We start from the raw sequence: 17,068 nt of genomic DNA on the forward strand, positions 1-17,068 counted from the left end.
GCTTGCTCCCGCTCGACTGCGCAGCCGTCGCAAACCAGCCAACTCGGTATACCTGATAAAACCCAGTCTCAGATCTCAGGGCCGCTTCGCAGCCCAGCGGGAGCAAGCTCCCTCGCCACAAAAGCCCTTTGACCAAAGACCTGCGTCAGGCCTTAGCCTTAGCCTTCCTAGGCTTCAAATACTTGGTCAACCCCTGAAACCAGATCACCAACGCCGGATTCCCCTTGATCTGAATCGACTTGTCCTGAATCCCGGTCATAAACGCCAACTGCTTGTTCTTCGCCTGCATCGTGGCAAAGCCATACGCCGCGTCTTTAAAGGCAATCGCAAACGCAGGCTCGGCATACACGCCGGACTTGCTGGTAATGCGCTGATCCTTCACAAAGAAATGCCGCGCTACCTTCCCGTCCAGGGTCTGTAGCTGGAACACCAATGCCTTGTCACCCAACTGCTGCTGAAACGCAGGATTAGTCCGACTGGCCTTACCCATCAACAAACCCAGCATCCACAGAAGAAAACGAAATTTCATGCGCACAGCCTCAAAGAAGAAATGAACGGCTGGCGCAGTGTAGCGGCTTCAAGCCAGAACGCCACCGTCGGGTTGCGTTAGAAGAAGATGAACCGCTTTTCCCGCATGATGACCGCCAAGTCACGCTTTCCCCGCCTCCACCTTGATCGTTCCCATGCTCCCGCGTGGGAATGCATCCGTGACGCTCCGCGTCACACCCAACACCCGCCCTACACCTGAAGAAACACATTCCTGTAGGAGCTGCCGAAAGCTGCGATCTTTTGATCTTGATGCCCTCAAACTTCTCGGACATTTCCTTCAAAACGCCGGGCTGTCCATGAACTAGGCAGCTTGGCCCCTCATCGATAACCTCTGTTCGTCACCGCAAAATCGGTGACTCGGACGTGCAAGTCCAGAATCGGCACACAATCGGTTATGGCTATTCATCGAGCGTTTTCTTATGCTCGCGAATCGTTATGGCGGCTGTGTATGGGAGACCTTCGGGTTTGCCGGTTTGCCGATTCCGGTCTTGCACACCTATACACAGCTGCCACCTCATTCGAAGCGCAAGCGAAACGGTGTTAGCTCCTAATATCGGTACTACTCAAATGATCAAGCCAACACCGAATCCCCCAGAAAACCCAGCTACATCCCCTTACGAATCCTTCGATTCCAGAAAACTCCACGAAGCTGCCGAACGCGCCCTTGACCACCATTTCGCCCCGCCACCCAACGAAAAACCCAAGCGCAAAGGCAAACTCTTCACCGTCTCCCCCGACATCGACACCGAAGCCCTCCTGGCCAACGCCTCAGAAGACCTGCTGTCCATCAGCGCCATCGCCGCCAACCTGGCCGACGACGTGGACGGTACACGGCGCTCCTTAGCCTTGGCGCTCAGCAGATTGGCGGATGGGGTCCGGTTATTGGTGGAGCGAGCGCTGGATCATATTGATTCGCCGAATCCGGCGGAGTATCGGGCGAAGGGGTAGCAAAAAATACGAAGGGGACTTAACGTCCCCTTCTTTCATTCAAAATGCATTGGTCACGTCTGCGCTCGGAGCTTTAAATACAGTGACTTGCCTTGATCGATTCTGTGCCTTGTGATTCCAAGCGCTTCACGTTGTTGATACCCGCCTGGTCACCTTTGCCGGCAGACAATTGATAACAGGCCAACGCTCGAGACATATCTTTGGTTCCTAGGTCGCCACTCTCAAAAGAGGAAGCCAGAGAGTTGAGCGCATTCGTAGAACCCATGGAAACCGCGCGAATAAGCTCCTTTTCTGCCTGTTCGGGGTGCTGGCAAGGGCCGTCATAATCGGTGGAATTACCAGTACAGTAAAACATGGAAAGACTCAGCGCCCCGTCCGGCAGCGTCGTTGCTGCGGCCTTAAACAATGCCTCAAGCTTGCTGGTTTCCAATTGAGGTGCCATCTGCGAAAGACTCAAACTTGCAGCCGACAGACTCGCCCGTGGATCGCCCGACTCTGCAGCACATACGTAATTTTCCAAGGATGCTTCATACAGCTCCTTAGTCAACCGGTATTGTTCAAGTGCCCCTAAACCACCCAAACCCTCTGCGCGTTGATAACAGAAGTTCTCGGCGCGGCTCATTCCGGGTCTACCGGGTGCGACAAGCTCCTTCTCACTGATCGACCAATCCTCAATCCCCACCAGCGACCAGCACGACTTTTTAGCAAAGTTAAAAATCTTGATGTTGCTGTTACCGGCTCGTTTATCCACAACGTTCATGTGAGTGTCGTCGACCGTTTCGATCTCAACCCCTTCAGTCTTGCCCTCCATCGCGGCCATCAACGGAAACGCCAAACTGGAGCCAGTCTCCGCAGTAATTTGCGGTTCAAATCGACCTGGATCCGAGGTCCGCTTCAACACCAATATTTTCACCGCCAGTGCGGTTAGGCGCTTCTGGGACTCCGCATTGGCGGAAAACGCTGGCAGAAACTGCGCGAAGTCTGAGGATGGACATGATCCACGCCCAATCACTGAGCCACTCCCATTGTCGGACGCAATGTTGTCCAGGAAGGCAGAGCGATCGCGACTCATACTCGCAACGCAATTGTTCACGGCTGTCACATACGCAGACGAGCCAGGCTCTGCTTCAAACGCATCGAGTAGGCAGTCTGTATCACGCAATTTGATCCAGGCCCGTTGAGACTCTTTAACCTTCGCCATATAGCCAGCAGCGACAACGGGATCAGTCCGGTTGCCGCCCTCAAGCCGCACCATGAGTTGCTGATAGCTGATATTTAACTGCAAATCAGCAGCTGACTTCGAACTTACGGAGCATCTCTCACCCTGAGAACTCGTAGTTATTTTGTCACAAGCGTCCTGCGCAAATACAACTTGTGCCAGCGAAGAAAAAATAACAACTAGCGTACAAAACGCGATCATAGAAAAGCGATCAGTCATTGAACATGTCATATAAGCCATAACCTCCCATAGAAACATCTACATCCCACTTCATCGCCGATGAAAAATTCACACTCATTCATCTGGCGCGATAGCGATCTTCAGAAGACAACCATGAAGATACACGACAGCTTCGCGACCGTTAATTTCTACTGGCGTGGGATTCTGAATTAAATCCTCATCGGCTCCACTGACTATCTTGGTGAGTGTCTTATCTAGGATATTGGCACGCCAGATTGTTCTGCTGCCATTCTTAAAATAAAAAACTGGACGCGACTTACTCCAAATCGGGGTGTAAATATACCAGTCATTTCCCGGTGTATCGACAGGTGCAATAGTTTCCTCTCCAGAGGAGTGCGAATAATACGCCTTTATAGGTCCAAACATTTCAACGGTACCGAATAGTAACCCGCCTATGGCGTGATCAGTGCTATTTGACCACTGCTGAATCAGCAAGCTAGTCTCCTTAGGTTGTGCATTCGACCCCAGCTTGTAAACCATACCTTTCTGCTGCTTTCTAGTTATCTGTTCCCGATAGTAAAATGCCCCATCTAAAATCCCGGCGAACCTTTTGCCTTCGTCATTTCCGCCTAAACTTAGCGCGCCATCAAATCCGATATCTTTAGCAATGGTGTGGATAATGGGTTGTGCTATTGGATTTCTATCCACATATTCATACAGATTCCCCCTATAAACAGACAACTGGGTATCGTAGTGCCCTTCGAAAATGATGACATGTAGCATCCCTGCCAACATTTCTGCGGAAAGGAGATAACGCTCAGTAACGCCCTTCTCGTTCGGAAGTCCCGCTAGCTCCACAGTTCTCCACGAGCGAAAACTTTGCGTATATATTTTGTCCGCCGGCAGAAGCTTGATATCTTTTTCAGTAACAGGAGCGTTTTCCGGCAACGGTGTTAGAAAACGAATTTGTTGATCGTAAGCGTCTACCAAACACTCAGTTGATTCGCAGGTGTTGCGCTGCGTCTCAAGCCATTCACTTTCAATAATCTGGAACGTATGTAGATTTTTTAATAGTTTGAAAGCTGCGCTCAACTGTTCATCCAGAGTAGATAAATACGGAGTTCCGCAGATTTTCCTCTCTACTTCTGTTGAGGCTTTGTGGCAGTCAAAGCTTGCCGAATACGTATAAGAGCTGAGCAGCAGTAGTGAAACAAGCGACACTCCTGCAGAAAGGAATTTTAATTTTTTCATTAAACAACCATAAAACTTAAGGAAAACAACTAAGCCTCGTCTATTTATTAAAAACATAGAATTGGACCGACGAGATTCTTACTTTTATTTTTCATTTATTTTGATGGCGGAGCAACTGCGATTTGCCTGGCACGATCAAGGGTCAGACGAATCAAGCAACTAGCAGATTGCTCACCATATATAGACTTTACGCACTCGAGATCCCGAAGTTTTATCCAAGCTCGTTGAACCTCACGAAACGCGGTTCTTTTTTCGTCATTTAAACGATTTGCCTTATCATGGTAAGCCGAATTAAGCAGCGCATCCGCATCCGCCAAAACCAACTGATAAATATCGCTCTCTTGCACTATTTTTACTTGAGGCAAACTCTGAGGTAGATCCGCATCCCAGTTATTCAATCCATTATTATCATCAACTCTTAGCTTGACCGTTTTATTATCAAACCACCCATATTGATTTTTTTCCTGCTCCGACTTGTAAAGCAACTCAATATAAATTGGGTCGCTTCCCCGTTGCGGATCATTTAGCAGAGTCTGCTTTAAAACACTGACATTTCCATTTCCCTCATCCAGTTCGAAAGAAAAGCAAGGGGTTGGCCCAGGCTGAGCAGCTGACTTGCTAGCACGCATACAGTCCGCTCGAGTAGAGCCGCTCGGCTCATTACTTCCCGTTTCTACATCTTGAATTCTAATTAGTAGTCTCAAGTTAGGGGGCGCAGAATAGTCGGCTTGCAATATCTTCGCGGAATAGAACGGTTCTGCTTGAACGGTAGCGACGCCAAATACAAAAAATGCTGAGCATGCCAAGAAAATTATATTTTTAACCACAGGACTTAATTCCATTTAATTCTAAATAATGGAGATAGTTTTATTTATCTAAAGCTAAACCTACTTTACAAATAAATCCGTCCCCTTTTTGCTATTTTCCGAAGAAGTAAAAGATAGGAGGGGGACGGATTTAGCTAAACCCATCTCCTTCTCCTCGGAGTGATAACCGGAGTCACTGATCGACAAGATCTATTAAATGGAGCGCCTTGCCATCGAACTCGTAGAAACGCTGTCTGTTACCTTCTTCGAGGTCGTTACCATTTACATCTACCTCTGGGTCGGCTGCGACACCCATAATCACGAGCAATTTGCTGTTCGGTTTGTAGACGGCCGCATAGGGTGCTGTTCCGTCACTTCCAACTATGTAATAAGCATTAGGGAATGATGTAACAACCTCACCGGTTTTCACGTCAAGAACCTCCCCACATATCGCGCCGCCACCACAGCCGTTTGCGTAAACCACGTAATGACCAGCAAAATTTACGGGGCGCTTAATGGCATTCTTTCGCCCCTCAGCCCAGCTTTTATTTTCATCACCCACCACAACATCATGATGTTCGCCCTGAAATATTTCGTCGACTTTATAGTTTTCGAACCGCGGTGTGTCAGCCTTAGCGAAACACGAAAACAGAAAAAGTGCGCCCAACCAAAACAAACGAAACGCCAACAACTTACTTGCCATTATTTTTTGACTCCTCCAGAACGCGAACCATATCAACTGGTAATATGTGAGCGGCATTTAGACCATCGCCATCATAATACGACTGTCCTTCAAAGCTTGCGACCCTGGCTAACATCACCGTTTTTCCGTCTTTCATTTCGACGTTTCCGTCCTCATCTATCTTCGGCACGGAGCTTATAGTTTTACCTTTTCTCACACCTGCCGAGGCGAATTCTAAAGCCCAGGCGTAAGCAGCTTTTTCGATGTCGCCATCCCCTTCCAGATACTGGACGAACGCCTTGCGCTTAACTCTTATTAAGTATTCTTCGAAAATTTTGTCCTGCATCTCTTCATCAAACTTAAGACTGGTATCAAGCTCAAGCTTTTTCACAGCACCATTAATCGTATCAGGAATCATCTGATAGCGACCCGCCGCAAGAACATCACGATCCTTCTGCTTTTTCTGTAGTTCAGCGATCGTCCACGTCGTCAAATCAGTTTTATAAAAGGATTGTCTTCCACCCTTCGTTTTATTGTAAGCAGTGTAATCGTTATTCGACTCTACACTTGCAAGCAAATTAGCAAACGCACTGTGCGCCCAGCCTTTTCCAGGCACGGCAAACTTCATGAAATTATTTACGAAAGCTATCGGGTGAAAATGATAGACCTGCTTCGGCAGTGGTATTTGTAGAGCTCCCGCCAACTCGTCCCAAAAAACCAGCTTATCTATCCGCTCCTTTTCATGTTCCAATAATTTTGGAGACTCCGCGAGTAATTTATCAAGACGACTCCACTTCGGCTCGGAAGATTTCGCCTGCCATTCGGTGGGATGATAAGCAATTAACTTTGTCCAGCCATCCAGAAACTCCACGTTTTTTAACGCTGAGTTCAAGTCCACTGAAGTAATTTCACCATCTTTGTCACCTAGCGCATCCAGTTTCGAATACAACTCCTTGAAAAAAGGCGGCATTGAGTCAGGATCGAGAAAACCGTCTGAATTTTCATCGCCCTCTTTGACAACCGTAAACCCTAACTTTGCCCAGTCATGTTGAGATATCAGCTGAGCACCCGATGACGTAAAGGTTACATCAGCCTTTTTAATCAAACCCGTCAGCTTTTTGTCCTTCTCTGTAACAGTCAGCTCATACCACTCAACCCCCGTTAAATCCTTGAATACAGATACCGATCCCATAGGGACTATATGTCTAGATCCAAGGGTCGAAGACTGGCCCGTAGGTGTCTTGCTGGTGAGTACCGTACCTGCTGGAAGAGTCATATAACTCATTCCAATTTTCAGGGCTGCTTCATTTTGTAAGAATTTTTCGAGCCCCGTGTCACTGGTGAAAATCTCAATATGAGTGTGATATTTACTGGAGGTCGTACCCTCAACTTTCCCAAGATTTTCCTGCAAGCCTAAAAACCCTATTGGATGGCCCGCTTTGATAGCCGCCTGGCAAGCGATCACCTTATCGAATTCGATAGGTGTGACCTCATCCCACGTGACCATTCGAGCTTTACCGATGTCCTCCACACATGCCCAAAAAGTTGACGGCACAGTTCCTGCGCCTCTCAAGCCACCTGACAAACAGGTGCACTCAGCCATCCGAACAAGAGAACTTCCGACTTTCAGATTAAATACGTTAGTACCATCAAACTTAATTTCACTATTCAAACAAAGCGCCATTTCTCCAAGCGGCTCACCAGCACTTTCACCGTTAGCAATCACTTGGGGCGCTGAGAACAGCGGCAATCCGTTAGGAGCGCTGACACGAGCCTTTACTAGCCCTTTCCAATAACCTGGCCGAGTTCGTTCCGGAGGCAATATTGCGGTCCAAATCGCGGTGTCTTTTTTATTCTTTAATGCTACACCGTCCTTTTTGTAAGCAAACCATGCTTCTTGTCCTAATTTCCTCTTGGAAACCTTTCCGCTCAATAACTTACCTCTGGCATAAGTGATATCGTTACTGGCAAGTTTTTCCTCTAAAACTTCAAAGACGGCGCCAACGGAAATCACCCCATACTTCTCGCACCCCGGCCCATCCTCCAGATCACTGCGGGCCATATAATCGCCCGCCGTGAATTTTATCTTTGGCTTCCCCAACTCTTCCTCAGTTGGCAAATACCCCCTGTAAGGTACGAGGTGCATATAGAGGCTAAAAAACACCAAGCTGTTTTGCTTTCCTTTGTTCGCACCCTCTTCGGAATTGACGGGCGATTTGTAGTCATGCCGAACCAAACAGAAGGAGTTGGAGTATTTTAGCTTGGCCGGCTTTTCTCCAGAGTATTCGGACTGTAAATAGTCTTCGTTAAGGCGATAGGCTACAACCACGCCATCCGCCATGCATCGAACAGGTTCATTTTTCACACAGTAAGATGCACTTGCATCGCTGATATGAATGCCACCGTGCCAAAAATTATAGCTCCCCAATAAATATTGACCTGAGGTCTCATTTTCGATGGCGGTATAAAGTTCATTTGCACTATCGAATTGCTTTCCATCAGCTTTTCTTATGGGAAATTGAAAGCCTATAACAGGCTCAGAGCCCGCTGGAGAAGAAGCGGGCGCGGGCGCTGGTGCCGGCGATTCCGCCGCACCAGTTCTGTACTCTTCTTTAGCCCTGAGAAACTTTGTTGGAACAGGCCAGTAGAACGCCGGATCTTTGGTGCCAAAATAAGTAAACGACGGCCCTTTTCTTGTTTGCGCTCCAAAAAACTTCCCAGCCGTACCGGCCGGGTTAACTTGTACGACAATACCAGTATGGAATAACTTATCACCACCGCCCAACGGATCCTCATTAATCCAAAGAGCAATGTCACCTTTCTTGACGTCTGGGGGCACGACGCTTGTGTAATAAGTGGAGTCCACCATCACCCGCGTATCTTCATATGGAATTTTGTAGCCAGCACCCGTCAGCAACAAATTAACCATATGCGAACAATCGATTAATTTATTACCGGCAGCATTTGTTTTTATGCCATCGCCACCCATCTTGTATACGTAGCCATGATTCTCGTAGTTACCCGTTAAATCTAATGGTTCTGTCATTTCTGCATCCTGCAAATTAGTAGCAATGGCTGGCTTCAGTGACTTCAGCGGCTTGCGATTTTAATCTGGTTAAATTATTCAGGGCGATGGCATTTCCTTTACTGGCGGCCAAGCGATAGCAATACATGGCTCTGGACATATCCTTAGTTACCAATCTACCAGTCTCGAATGTATCGCCTAGTTTATTCATAGCGTCAGGTGAGCTCATTGATGCGGCGCGAATCAGCTCCCTTTCTGCCTCCTCAGGATGCTGACAAGGGCCGTCAGGGTCAGTGTCATTGCCATAACAATAGAATGTGGACAAAGCAGAAGCGCCGCTTGCGAGGGTAGTGGCTGCAACCTTGAATAGGGTCTCGACCTTATCTGTCTCCAGCTGCGATGCCATTCCGGAAAGACTCAAGCTGGCAGCATTGAGACTCGCCTGAGGATCACCGGAAGCCGCTGCACACACGTAGTTTTCCAACGCGGCTTCAAAGAACTCTCCCGTCAGAGAGTATTTATCCAACCCACCAAGCCGCCCGTAGGTTCGCGCACGTTGATAACAAAAATTCTCGGCGATACTCATGGTCGCAGTACTCGCTCCAACAAGGTCTTTCTCATTGATCGACCAATCCTCAACTCCCTCAAGCACCCAGCAAGTCTGCCGTGAAAAGTTGAAGATCTTGATGTAGCTATTACCCGCTCGCTTATCCACAACGTTGAAGTGACTGCCGTCAACGGCTTCGACTTCAACACCTTCAGTCTTGTCTGGGGCTATGGGCGCCATAAGTGGAAACACCAAAGTGGAACTGTTAACTCTGGTCGTTTGTGGCTCAAAAGCCCCCTGCTCTCCTGCAGGTTTTAAAACCAGCGACTTCACCGTCATTGCGGTCAATCGCTCCTGGACTTCAGTATTTGCAGAGAACGCCGGAAGGAACTGAGCGAAATCCTGGGATGGGCACTCATCTGCAAAAACGCTGTCATGAAACAGGCTCAATAGCGACGCGATGAATACCGCTGCCGCGAATCCATTGCTCTCCTTAAAAATACGATTCATATCAATCACTCAGAAAACACAAAAAAAGCCTTCGGCTTAACCTTCTCAGGCACCGCATTCCCCAACGCCTGATCCATCAAACTCCCCGCCTTATCCTTATCCGCCGCCCCCGGCAGCACCGGCGGCTTAATCCCAATCCCAGTCCCACTCCCCGCCGAACCACCCGCATTAATCTTCACCACCGGCCCAACAACCGTCACACCACCGGCATCCAGCTTGATAAAACTCCCCCCGGCCTTAACCGTGAGCTCCATCCCAGCCTCGATAACAATCTTGTCCCCAGCCTTGAGGTGAATCTCTTTCCCCGCACTGGTCAGCTGCGCAGTCCCCAACTTCACATGCTGGTTCTGCCCAACCGTCAGGTGATCATCCATCCGCACTTCACTCTTGCGATCCGCAATGGTGGTCCGATGTTCCTCAGCCTTCAGCTCGGTGTAGGTGTTCTTCACCACCGTGTCGTGGCGTTCATTCCCCACGCGAATCTTCTGGTCGTGTTCAATGTTTTCATCCCAATCCCGCTGGGCATGAATAAAGATCTGCTCCGCACCCTTCTTGTCTTCAATCCGCAGTTCGTTGTACCCACCGCCGCCCGGTGAGCTGAGGGTTTTGAATACGGTGCGGGTTTTGTTCGCAGGCAGGTCGTAGGGAACCTGGTTTTCCTTGTGGTACAGGCACCCAGTCACCAACGGTTGATCAGGATCCCCTTCGAGGAAGGTGACGAGCACTTCCATGCCGATGCGCGGGATGGCGATGGCGCCGTAGCGGTCGCCGGCCCAGCTGGAGGAAACGCGCATCCAGCAGCTGGTCTTGTCATCAGCCAACCCTTCGCGGTCCCAGTGGAATTGCACTTTGATGCGGCCGTATTGGTCGCAGTGGATTTCTTCGCCTTTGGGGCCGGTGACCATGGCGGTCTGGCTGCCGAGGACGCGGGGTTTGGGGTGTTCCAGTGCCGGGCGGTAGAACACGGCCCACGGGGTGGCGAGGAAGCGGTTGCGGTAGCCTTGGTGGAAGTCGTCTTTGTTGTCGGTGGTGTCGCTGGTCACGGATTCTTCGAGCACTTGCGGCTGTTTGCCTTCGTGGACGATTTCGGTGAGCAGCCAGAGGTCGTTCCACTCGGTGCGCGGGTGGTCGGAGATTTCCAGGAAGTGGCCGCTGGCGAGGGTGGTCTGGTCGCCATGGCCTTCGGCTTGCTGGTAGTCGGCGCGGTGGCGTTCGAGGGCGCGTTGGCTGAGGAATTTGCCGCGCGCGCGGTCGAGGAAGCGGCCGGGGTAGTCGTAGTCTTCGAGGTCCGGTTCGGTGCTTTCGCCGTCGGGTTTATAGCCGGCTTCAAGTCGCAGGTTGGGCTTTTCGAAGTCATAGTCGCGGCGGGTGACGCGGCCGGTGCGGGTTTCCAGGCGTAGTTTGAAGCCTTTGATCACCGGCTCGTCGGCGACCATGCCGCTGCCTTGTACATAGGCGGTGGGCTGGCCGAGTTTGGGGAACACGGTCTGGTTGTCGCCGAACACCAGCAGGTGGGCTTTTTCGCTGTGCTGGAAGTGGTAGTGAATGCCTTCTTCTTCGCACAGGCGCTGGACGAAGTGCAGGTCGGTTTCGTCGTACTGCACGCAGTAGTCGCGGTCCGGGCACGGGGTGTTCAGCTGGAAGCGGTAGGCGTTGCCTTTGATGCCGTGTTCTTCGAGGATCAGCGCGATGATTTTCGGCACCGACATCTGCTGGTAGATGCGCTGGTTGGTGCGGTGATGCAGGTATTGCAGCTGCGGCACCAGGGAGACTTTGTAGCGGGTCAGGCGCTTGCCGGCATCGCCTTGGGCGACGCGGTAGATCTGGCCGTGGATGCCACTGCCTTTCGGGTCGAATGCGAGGAACGCCTGCTTGTGCAGGAGCTTTTCCAGGTCCAGGTCCGGGTTCTCGCTGACCAGTTCGAGGTCGAAGCGATACGGCTGGCTGATGCCTTCGGTGCCGGTGAACGACAGCACTTGCAGGTCGCCGGCATAGTCTTCAACGGTCAGACTGAAGTGCGTTTCGTTAGCTGGGTTGAACATAAAGTGCTCCCTGTTCGAATGTCATCCGTTACGCCCGAAGTCGCAGACGTTGTAGCCAGGACGAAGTGGCGCCCATGGCGTCACGCAATTGGGCGGCGGTGATGGTGCGCTTGGCCGCATCGAAAACCAGCGCCGTTCGCAGGGCTGGCCAGCAGTGTTTCGGTAGATGCTTGGGTGCTTGCAGTTCGCGTTCGAGGTGCCCGTTGCGGGCCTCGGTCGAGGGCAAGCGGCGGAACGGATGTTTGCCGCCCGCCAGTTCGTAGATCACGCAGGCCACGCCGTACACGTCCGCGCTGGCCGAGAGTGGCTGGCCTTCGAGCAGTTCAGGGGCGGCGTAGCCGGGGGTCCAGGCGTTGAAGCGGTTGCGGCTCAGGTGCGGCAGGCCGGGCAAGATGCCTTCTTGCGCCTGGCCGAGGCCGAAGTCGAACAGGCGCACGCCCTCCTCGCTGAGCATCACGTTGCTCGGTTTCATGTCGCCGTGCAGCACGCCGCGAGCGTGGGCGTAGGCCAGCGCGTCGAGCAGCGGCAGCACGATGTCGCGCAGTTCTATCCACGGCAGGCCCAGAGGCCGCTCGCAGAGTAATTTGTCCAGGGTCAGCCCACGCATGAGTTCCATGGTGATGAAGGCGCGCTGGCAGTCGGTGTCCACTTCAAAGGTGTGCGGTCGCAGCACATTGTCGTGGCGCAGTCGTCGGGTCAGGGCGAACTCGCTGTAGAGCAAGGCGCTGGCGTCCGGCGATTCGGCAAATTCTTCGCTGAGTATTTTCAGCGCGATGTAAGGGTCGGGATCGCCGAACTGTTCGCTCAGCAAATCCCGTGCACGGTAAACCGCGCCCATGCCACCGGCACCGAGCAGGCGCTCGATGCGGTAACGCCCCGCCAGCACGTCGGGCAATTCACCGACGCTGGCCCGAGTCGGCGCCAGCGCAGGCTCGGCCTGATGCGGCTTTCCGTTTAGAGGCGTGGCGAAGGCGAAGTAAGTCAGGTTGTTGGCTTCTTCCTCGGTCACCAGCAGGTCGTCGATCAGCGGCATGAGTTCAGTCATTGGCGGATCACCACGGCAGTCAGATTGTCCCGGGCCGAGCCACGTAGAGCGCCGTCGAACAGACGTTCCAGCGCAACGTGCGGCGCGGTCAGGCTCAGGGCGTTGCCCAGGGCATCGCTAGTCAGCCCTTGATACAAACCGTCGCTGCACAGCAAAAACGCATCGCCGGGATAGACCTCGAGTTCGAGCACGTCCAGGGTCAGCTGCTCGGCAGCCCCGACCGCACGGGTCAGGGCATGGGCGGCAGGATGAGCCTGGGCTTGCTCGACGCTCATGTTCTGCTCGTCGATCAGTTGCTGTTGCAGCGAATGGTCTTTGGACAGCTGATACAAACGCTGGCCGCGCCACAGGTAGCAACGGCTGTCACCGGCCCAGATGCAGGCCGCGCGATTGCCTTCCACCAGCAGCGCCACCACGGTGCTGCCCATGATGCTGTCGTGGCGCCCGGCGGTGACGGTCAACTCCTGACCTAATCGGCGGTTGAGCCAGTGCAGGCACTGGCGAATACCTTTGAGTCGTTCGTCGAAGTCGTCCTGCACCGGCAATTCCGCCAGGCTGGCGACGATCAACTGGCTAGCGACATCGCCGCCCTGATGACCGCCCATGCCGTCCGCGACCACCCACAGCCCCTGCTGTGGACAGTCGAGAAAAGCATCTTCGTTGCGCGCCCGAACCTTGCCCGGATCGGTACGCGCAGCGCTGCGCCAGGGACTGGCAACCAGCATCAGAGCTGCACCGGCATACGGAAAGTACGCAGCACGCCCATGTCGAACGGGTTCGGCGTGCGCTGGCTCGTCAGCAAGTAGTTGGCGCGCAGGCCACCCACGTCAGCCTTGAGCACCAGCACGTCGCGACCGGTCAGGTACTCGGTTTGCATCAGGTCGAACAGACGGAACAGCGACCATGGGCCGGAGTTCTTCTCGATGCCGATCGGGCGGCCGGCCATTTTGTCGAGGACCAGGCTGGTGCGACCGTCTTCAGCGTCGGTCGGCCATTTGAACGACACCGGCACGATAGGACCGTGACGGTACTCAATGGTCTTGTCGCCAAACTTGAACTCCGAACGGCTGACGGCCGGGTCGAGGGTGTACGGCTCCAGTTTGAACTGCACTTGCGGTTCGGCCGGGTTGCTGGCGAAGAAGCTCTGGCGGATCACTTGCGCCGCGGCCATCTGGTCGAGGTAGACCTTGGAGATCGGCATGCTGTGACCGTCAATGCTGCGCAGGCGATAGTTGCCTGGATCGCCACTCACGAACGGACGCATGTAGTTGTCGAAGAAGCGATCGGCGATGCCCTGGGCCTTGAAGAACTCGCGGAAGTCGCTGATCGCGACGTCGCTGGTGCTGTGGGCGCTGAACGGGTAACGCTTGTTGATCGCCTTGCCGTAGAAGCTGTACAGCTCGCTCTGATAACGCTGGTTCAGGTACTGGTAGGAATCGTTGAGCACCAGACGCCAGGTGTCTTCGGCCAGCACGTTGAACCACACGCTGACAGGGCGCGGCAGACGGTTCGAGGCATTGCGCAAGTTGCTCAGCGCATCACGCTGGCCGCTCATGCGGGTCTTGGCCATTTCGAACGCGGCCTGTTCCGGCGCGCTGGCACGGGCCAGGCTCGACAGTTGCAGTTGCAGGTCGTTGAGTGCTGTCAGTGCCGGGGTCAGGTCAGCGGCCGGGCCGTTGTTGTCGTCCAGCAAGCGGTGCAGCGGTTCGAAGCGACGTTGCAGGGATTTCTTCGCGGTGTCGGGCAGCTGCTTTGCCATATGAGCGGTCATGTCTGCGGCTTTATCAGCAGCGGCCGCAGCGAGTTTGCCGAGCTTGCCGCCCTTCTCGCCCAATTTTTCAGCCGCCTCGGCGGCTTCATCGGCACTGTCGGCGATCACCGGGAACCGGGTGTTCTCGCGCACTTCCACCAGCAGTTGCAGCACCGGGGAGTTGGCGGACGTCAGGCCCGCCAGTTGCTCGGCGCCCTCGCCTGCGTCGTTGATCGGTGGCAATGCCACCTGACCGACCGCTTCGCTCCAGAAATTGGCGTAGTCGCGGAAGTACAGTTGCTCCAGTTCGACCATCAGGCGACGCAAGTCCATGCCGCTGATGCCCGAGCCTTCGCCCAGCACCCAGTTGTCGCGCAGGATATCGGTGACCAGTGCAGTGCCCTGGACCGAGAAATACTGCTGATAACCCTGTTGGGTGTAGAACCCCGGAATCACGTAATCGGTGCCGACAAACAGCGCACCCTGCGGGCCCAAGTGTTGGCTGAAGCGGTATTCCGGCAGATTGCGAGCCTGCTCGCGCAGCATCCGGTAAACCACGTTGGCCAGCGACTCGCTGCGCAGCACCTGACGCGCCTGCGCCACCAGTTGCTCGTTCAGCGGGTAGATAAATGGCTGCTTGAGCAATCGCTCGAAGTACGTGTTCAAGCCGTTCTGCACTGCAGTGTTGCCGGCGTAGCGCAGGGACCAGTCAGTGGCGACCCAATCCTTGAGCCAAGCAGCATCGCGGCGATCCTTCATGTTCAACATCAGGTACGCACGCAGGCTGTTGAGCAGGCGTTCGCGGTCCTTCATGTTGGCGCGGATCTGCCCTTCCAGCAGGGTCGCAACCTTCGGCAACAACTGCGTTTCGAGCTCGCGCTCGTAAGCCGCCTTGACTACCGGATTGACGTCTTCACCTTGGTACAGGCCACCGCGCTCGTGGTACGACACGTCACCCTTTTTCGGGAAGACCTGAGTCGCCGCGTAGCGGGTGTCGAGGGTCTTGAGCACCGCCATCGAATCATCGCGCGCAGTCAGGGCCGAGCGTTGCTGATTCCAGGTTTGCGCCAGTGAGCGCAGGTTTTCCAGACGCTCGTAGTTGGCCGAGAAACCACCGGCCCACAACATACCGAACAGCGCCAGCGCCGCCAGTGCGCCGACGTACAGCGCACGTTGGCCCCAATGGATGCGGCTGCGTTCGCGCTTGTCCAGACCTGCCAGATCGGCCTCGGGGAAAATTACTCGGCTGAGCAAATGGTGAATGAACCGCGAACGGCCACTGCGCAGGGTCGGCAGCACGCCGGCGTTCATGCCCAGATTGGCGCCGATCCCGGCAGTGGTCTGGTCCATCTCTTGGGTCAGGTGCGGTGCGCTGGTCAGGTAGAAACCGCGCAACTGGCTGACACGCTGGTAGCGGTTGCCAGTGAACGCCATGTCGACGAACAGGCACAGACGCTCGCCGATCTGCCCCAGTTGATGCGGGAAGTCGAGGATGCGGCCACGGCGCTGGGTGTCGCGCTCCTGGTGCATGCGCATGATCACCTGACTGTTCAGGCGACGCAGCAGCTCTTCGAATTCGGCGCGCAGCACAGCCACGTCGGTGCCGCTCTGCTCTTTGCGGAAGCTGGTGCCGAGTACCTGATCGCTTTCTTCGCGGGTCAGCTGATCGAAGAACTCGTCGAAACCGAGCAGGCGGTCGGCCTTGCTCAGCACCAGATAAATCGGCACGTCGACGTGCAGTTTCTGATGCACGTCTTGCAGACGCGCACGCACTTGGCGAGCCAGGGTGTCGAGGTCTTGCTCGCTGCCGCCCAGCAGTGTTTCCACCGGGATGGTCACCAGCACACCGTTCAATGGACGGTTGCGGCGACGCTTGCGCAGCAGGTCGAGCAAGGTGCTCCAGGCGCTGCCATCGACTTCCGCATCCGGTTGGGTCAGGTAACGCCCGGCGGTGTCGATCAGCACGCCGTGGTCGGCGAAGTACCAGTCGCAATGCCGAGTGCCAAGGGTGTCGCGGGTGAGTTTGCGGTCGATCTTGTTGATCGGAAACTCAAGCCCCGAGAAGTCCAGCAGACTGGTCTTGCCGCTGCCCTGCGGGCCGATCAGCAAATACCACGGCAAATCGCTGCGCCAGCGTTCGCTGCGACCGCGATAGAGGCTCGAGGTCTTCAGGGTTTTCAACGCATCCTTGAAGCGCACGCGAAGCTCTTTCTGCTCTTCGTCGATCAGCTCTTCACGGCGGATACGGTCCTGGCCGTCCTCGGTTTCTTCCACAGCCTTTTTGCGCACACCGGCGCGCCAGCTGACGAAGACCATGGTCAGGCCCCAGACCAGGAACAGCACACTGATGGTCAGCAGGCGGGAGGTCGAACCTTCCCAGAACTTGTAGTCATTGACCGCCAGCAGCGGCCCGACGAACCACACCAGCAGCGCGACGAACAGCACCAGCAGCAGGGTCCAGACCCAGGTCTGGCGCAGGAATGCGCCGACTTTCTTGAAAAACTTTTTCATCAC

General features: G+C 54.1%; 12 protein-coding genes. 1 reads left to right on the forward strand and 11 read right to left on the reverse strand.

The annotated features are described in order from the left end of the window. Positions 1–145: 145 nt before the first annotated feature. Positions 146–529: a hypothetical protein gene (locus tag PMI36_RS10125; protein WP_008073421.1), complete on the reverse strand. Its 384-nt coding sequence runs from the start codon at positions 527–529 to the stop codon at positions 146–148. A 587-nt stretch (positions 530–1,116) separates the two neighbouring features. Here PMI36_RS10125 and PMI36_RS10120 point away from each other — a divergent pair. After that, on the forward strand, positions 1,117–1,497 hold the full coding sequence (locus tag PMI36_RS10120; protein ID WP_008073422.1) for a DUF6124 family protein: 381 nt from the start codon (positions 1,117–1,119) through the stop codon (positions 1,495–1,497). A gap of 73 nt (positions 1,498–1,570) precedes the next feature. Here PMI36_RS10120 and PMI36_RS10115 read toward each other — a convergent pair whose 3' ends face one another. From PMI36_RS10115 to tssM, 10 genes are all read right to left on the reverse strand, one after another. Next, positions 1,571–2,917 carry a lysozyme inhibitor LprI family protein gene (locus tag PMI36_RS10115; RefSeq protein WP_050549265.1) on the reverse strand — a complete coding sequence of 449 codons (1,347 nt, stop codon included), beginning with the start codon at positions 2,915–2,917 and terminating at the stop codon, positions 1,571–1,573. A 93-nt stretch (positions 2,918–3,010) separates the two neighbouring features. Beyond that, complete coding sequence (locus PMI36_RS10110) at positions 3,011–4,147, reverse strand: lysozyme inhibitor LprI family protein (RefSeq protein WP_032830536.1); 1,137 nt, start codon at positions 4,145–4,147, stop codon at positions 3,011–3,013. Positions 4,148–4,242: 95 nt separating this feature from the next. Further along, positions 4,243–4,989 carry a lysozyme inhibitor LprI family protein gene (locus PMI36_RS10105; RefSeq protein WP_008073425.1) on the reverse strand — a complete coding sequence of 249 codons (747 nt, stop codon included), beginning with the start codon at positions 4,987–4,989 and terminating at the stop codon, positions 4,243–4,245. Positions 4,990–5,146: 157 nt separating this feature from the next. Then, entirely contained in the window at positions 5,147–5,656 is a 510-nt protein-coding gene (locus tag PMI36_RS10100; protein ID WP_008073427.1) for a hypothetical protein, read from the reverse strand. Then, on the reverse strand, positions 5,646–8,681 hold the full coding sequence (locus PMI36_RS10095; RefSeq protein WP_008073429.1) for a hypothetical protein: 3,036 nt from the start codon (positions 8,679–8,681) through the stop codon (positions 5,646–5,648). Before PMI36_RS10095 ends, PMI36_RS10100 begins: the two co-directional genes overlap by 11 nt. Positions 8,682–8,697: 16 nt before the next feature. After that, positions 8,698–9,717 carry a tetratricopeptide repeat protein gene (locus PMI36_RS10090; protein WP_008073431.1) on the reverse strand — a complete coding sequence of 340 codons (1,020 nt, stop codon included), beginning with the start codon at positions 9,715–9,717 and terminating at the stop codon, positions 8,698–8,700. Between the two features lie 5 nt (positions 9,718–9,722). Continuing rightward, positions 9,723–11,759 (reverse strand): type VI secretion system Vgr family protein, encoded by a 2,037-nt coding sequence (locus tag PMI36_RS10085; protein WP_008073433.1) that lies wholly within the window; start codon positions 11,757–11,759, stop codon positions 9,723–9,725. Positions 11,760–11,787: 28 nt separating this feature from the next. Then, a complete protein-coding gene (locus PMI36_RS10080; protein WP_008073434.1) occupies positions 11,788–12,804 on the reverse strand; it encodes a serine/threonine-protein kinase in 1,017 nt (338 codons plus the stop codon). Continuing rightward, positions 12,801–13,529, reverse strand: a complete 729-nt coding sequence (locus tag PMI36_RS10075; protein WP_008073436.1) for a PP2C family protein-serine/threonine phosphatase — start codon at positions 13,527–13,529, stop codon at positions 12,801–12,803. Before PMI36_RS10075 ends, PMI36_RS10080 begins: the two co-directional genes overlap by 4 nt. Continuing rightward, complete coding sequence (gene tssM / locus PMI36_RS10070) at positions 13,529–17,065, reverse strand: type VI secretion system membrane subunit TssM (protein ID WP_008073437.1); 3,537 nt, start codon at positions 17,063–17,065, stop codon at positions 13,529–13,531. Before tssM ends, PMI36_RS10075 begins: the two co-directional genes overlap by 1 nt. Positions 17,066–17,068: the final 3 nt, after the last annotated feature.

Source organism: Pseudomonas sp. GM79, from assembly GCF_000282495.1.
Classification (GTDB): domain Bacteria; phylum Pseudomonadota; class Gammaproteobacteria; order Pseudomonadales; family Pseudomonadaceae; genus Aquipseudomonas.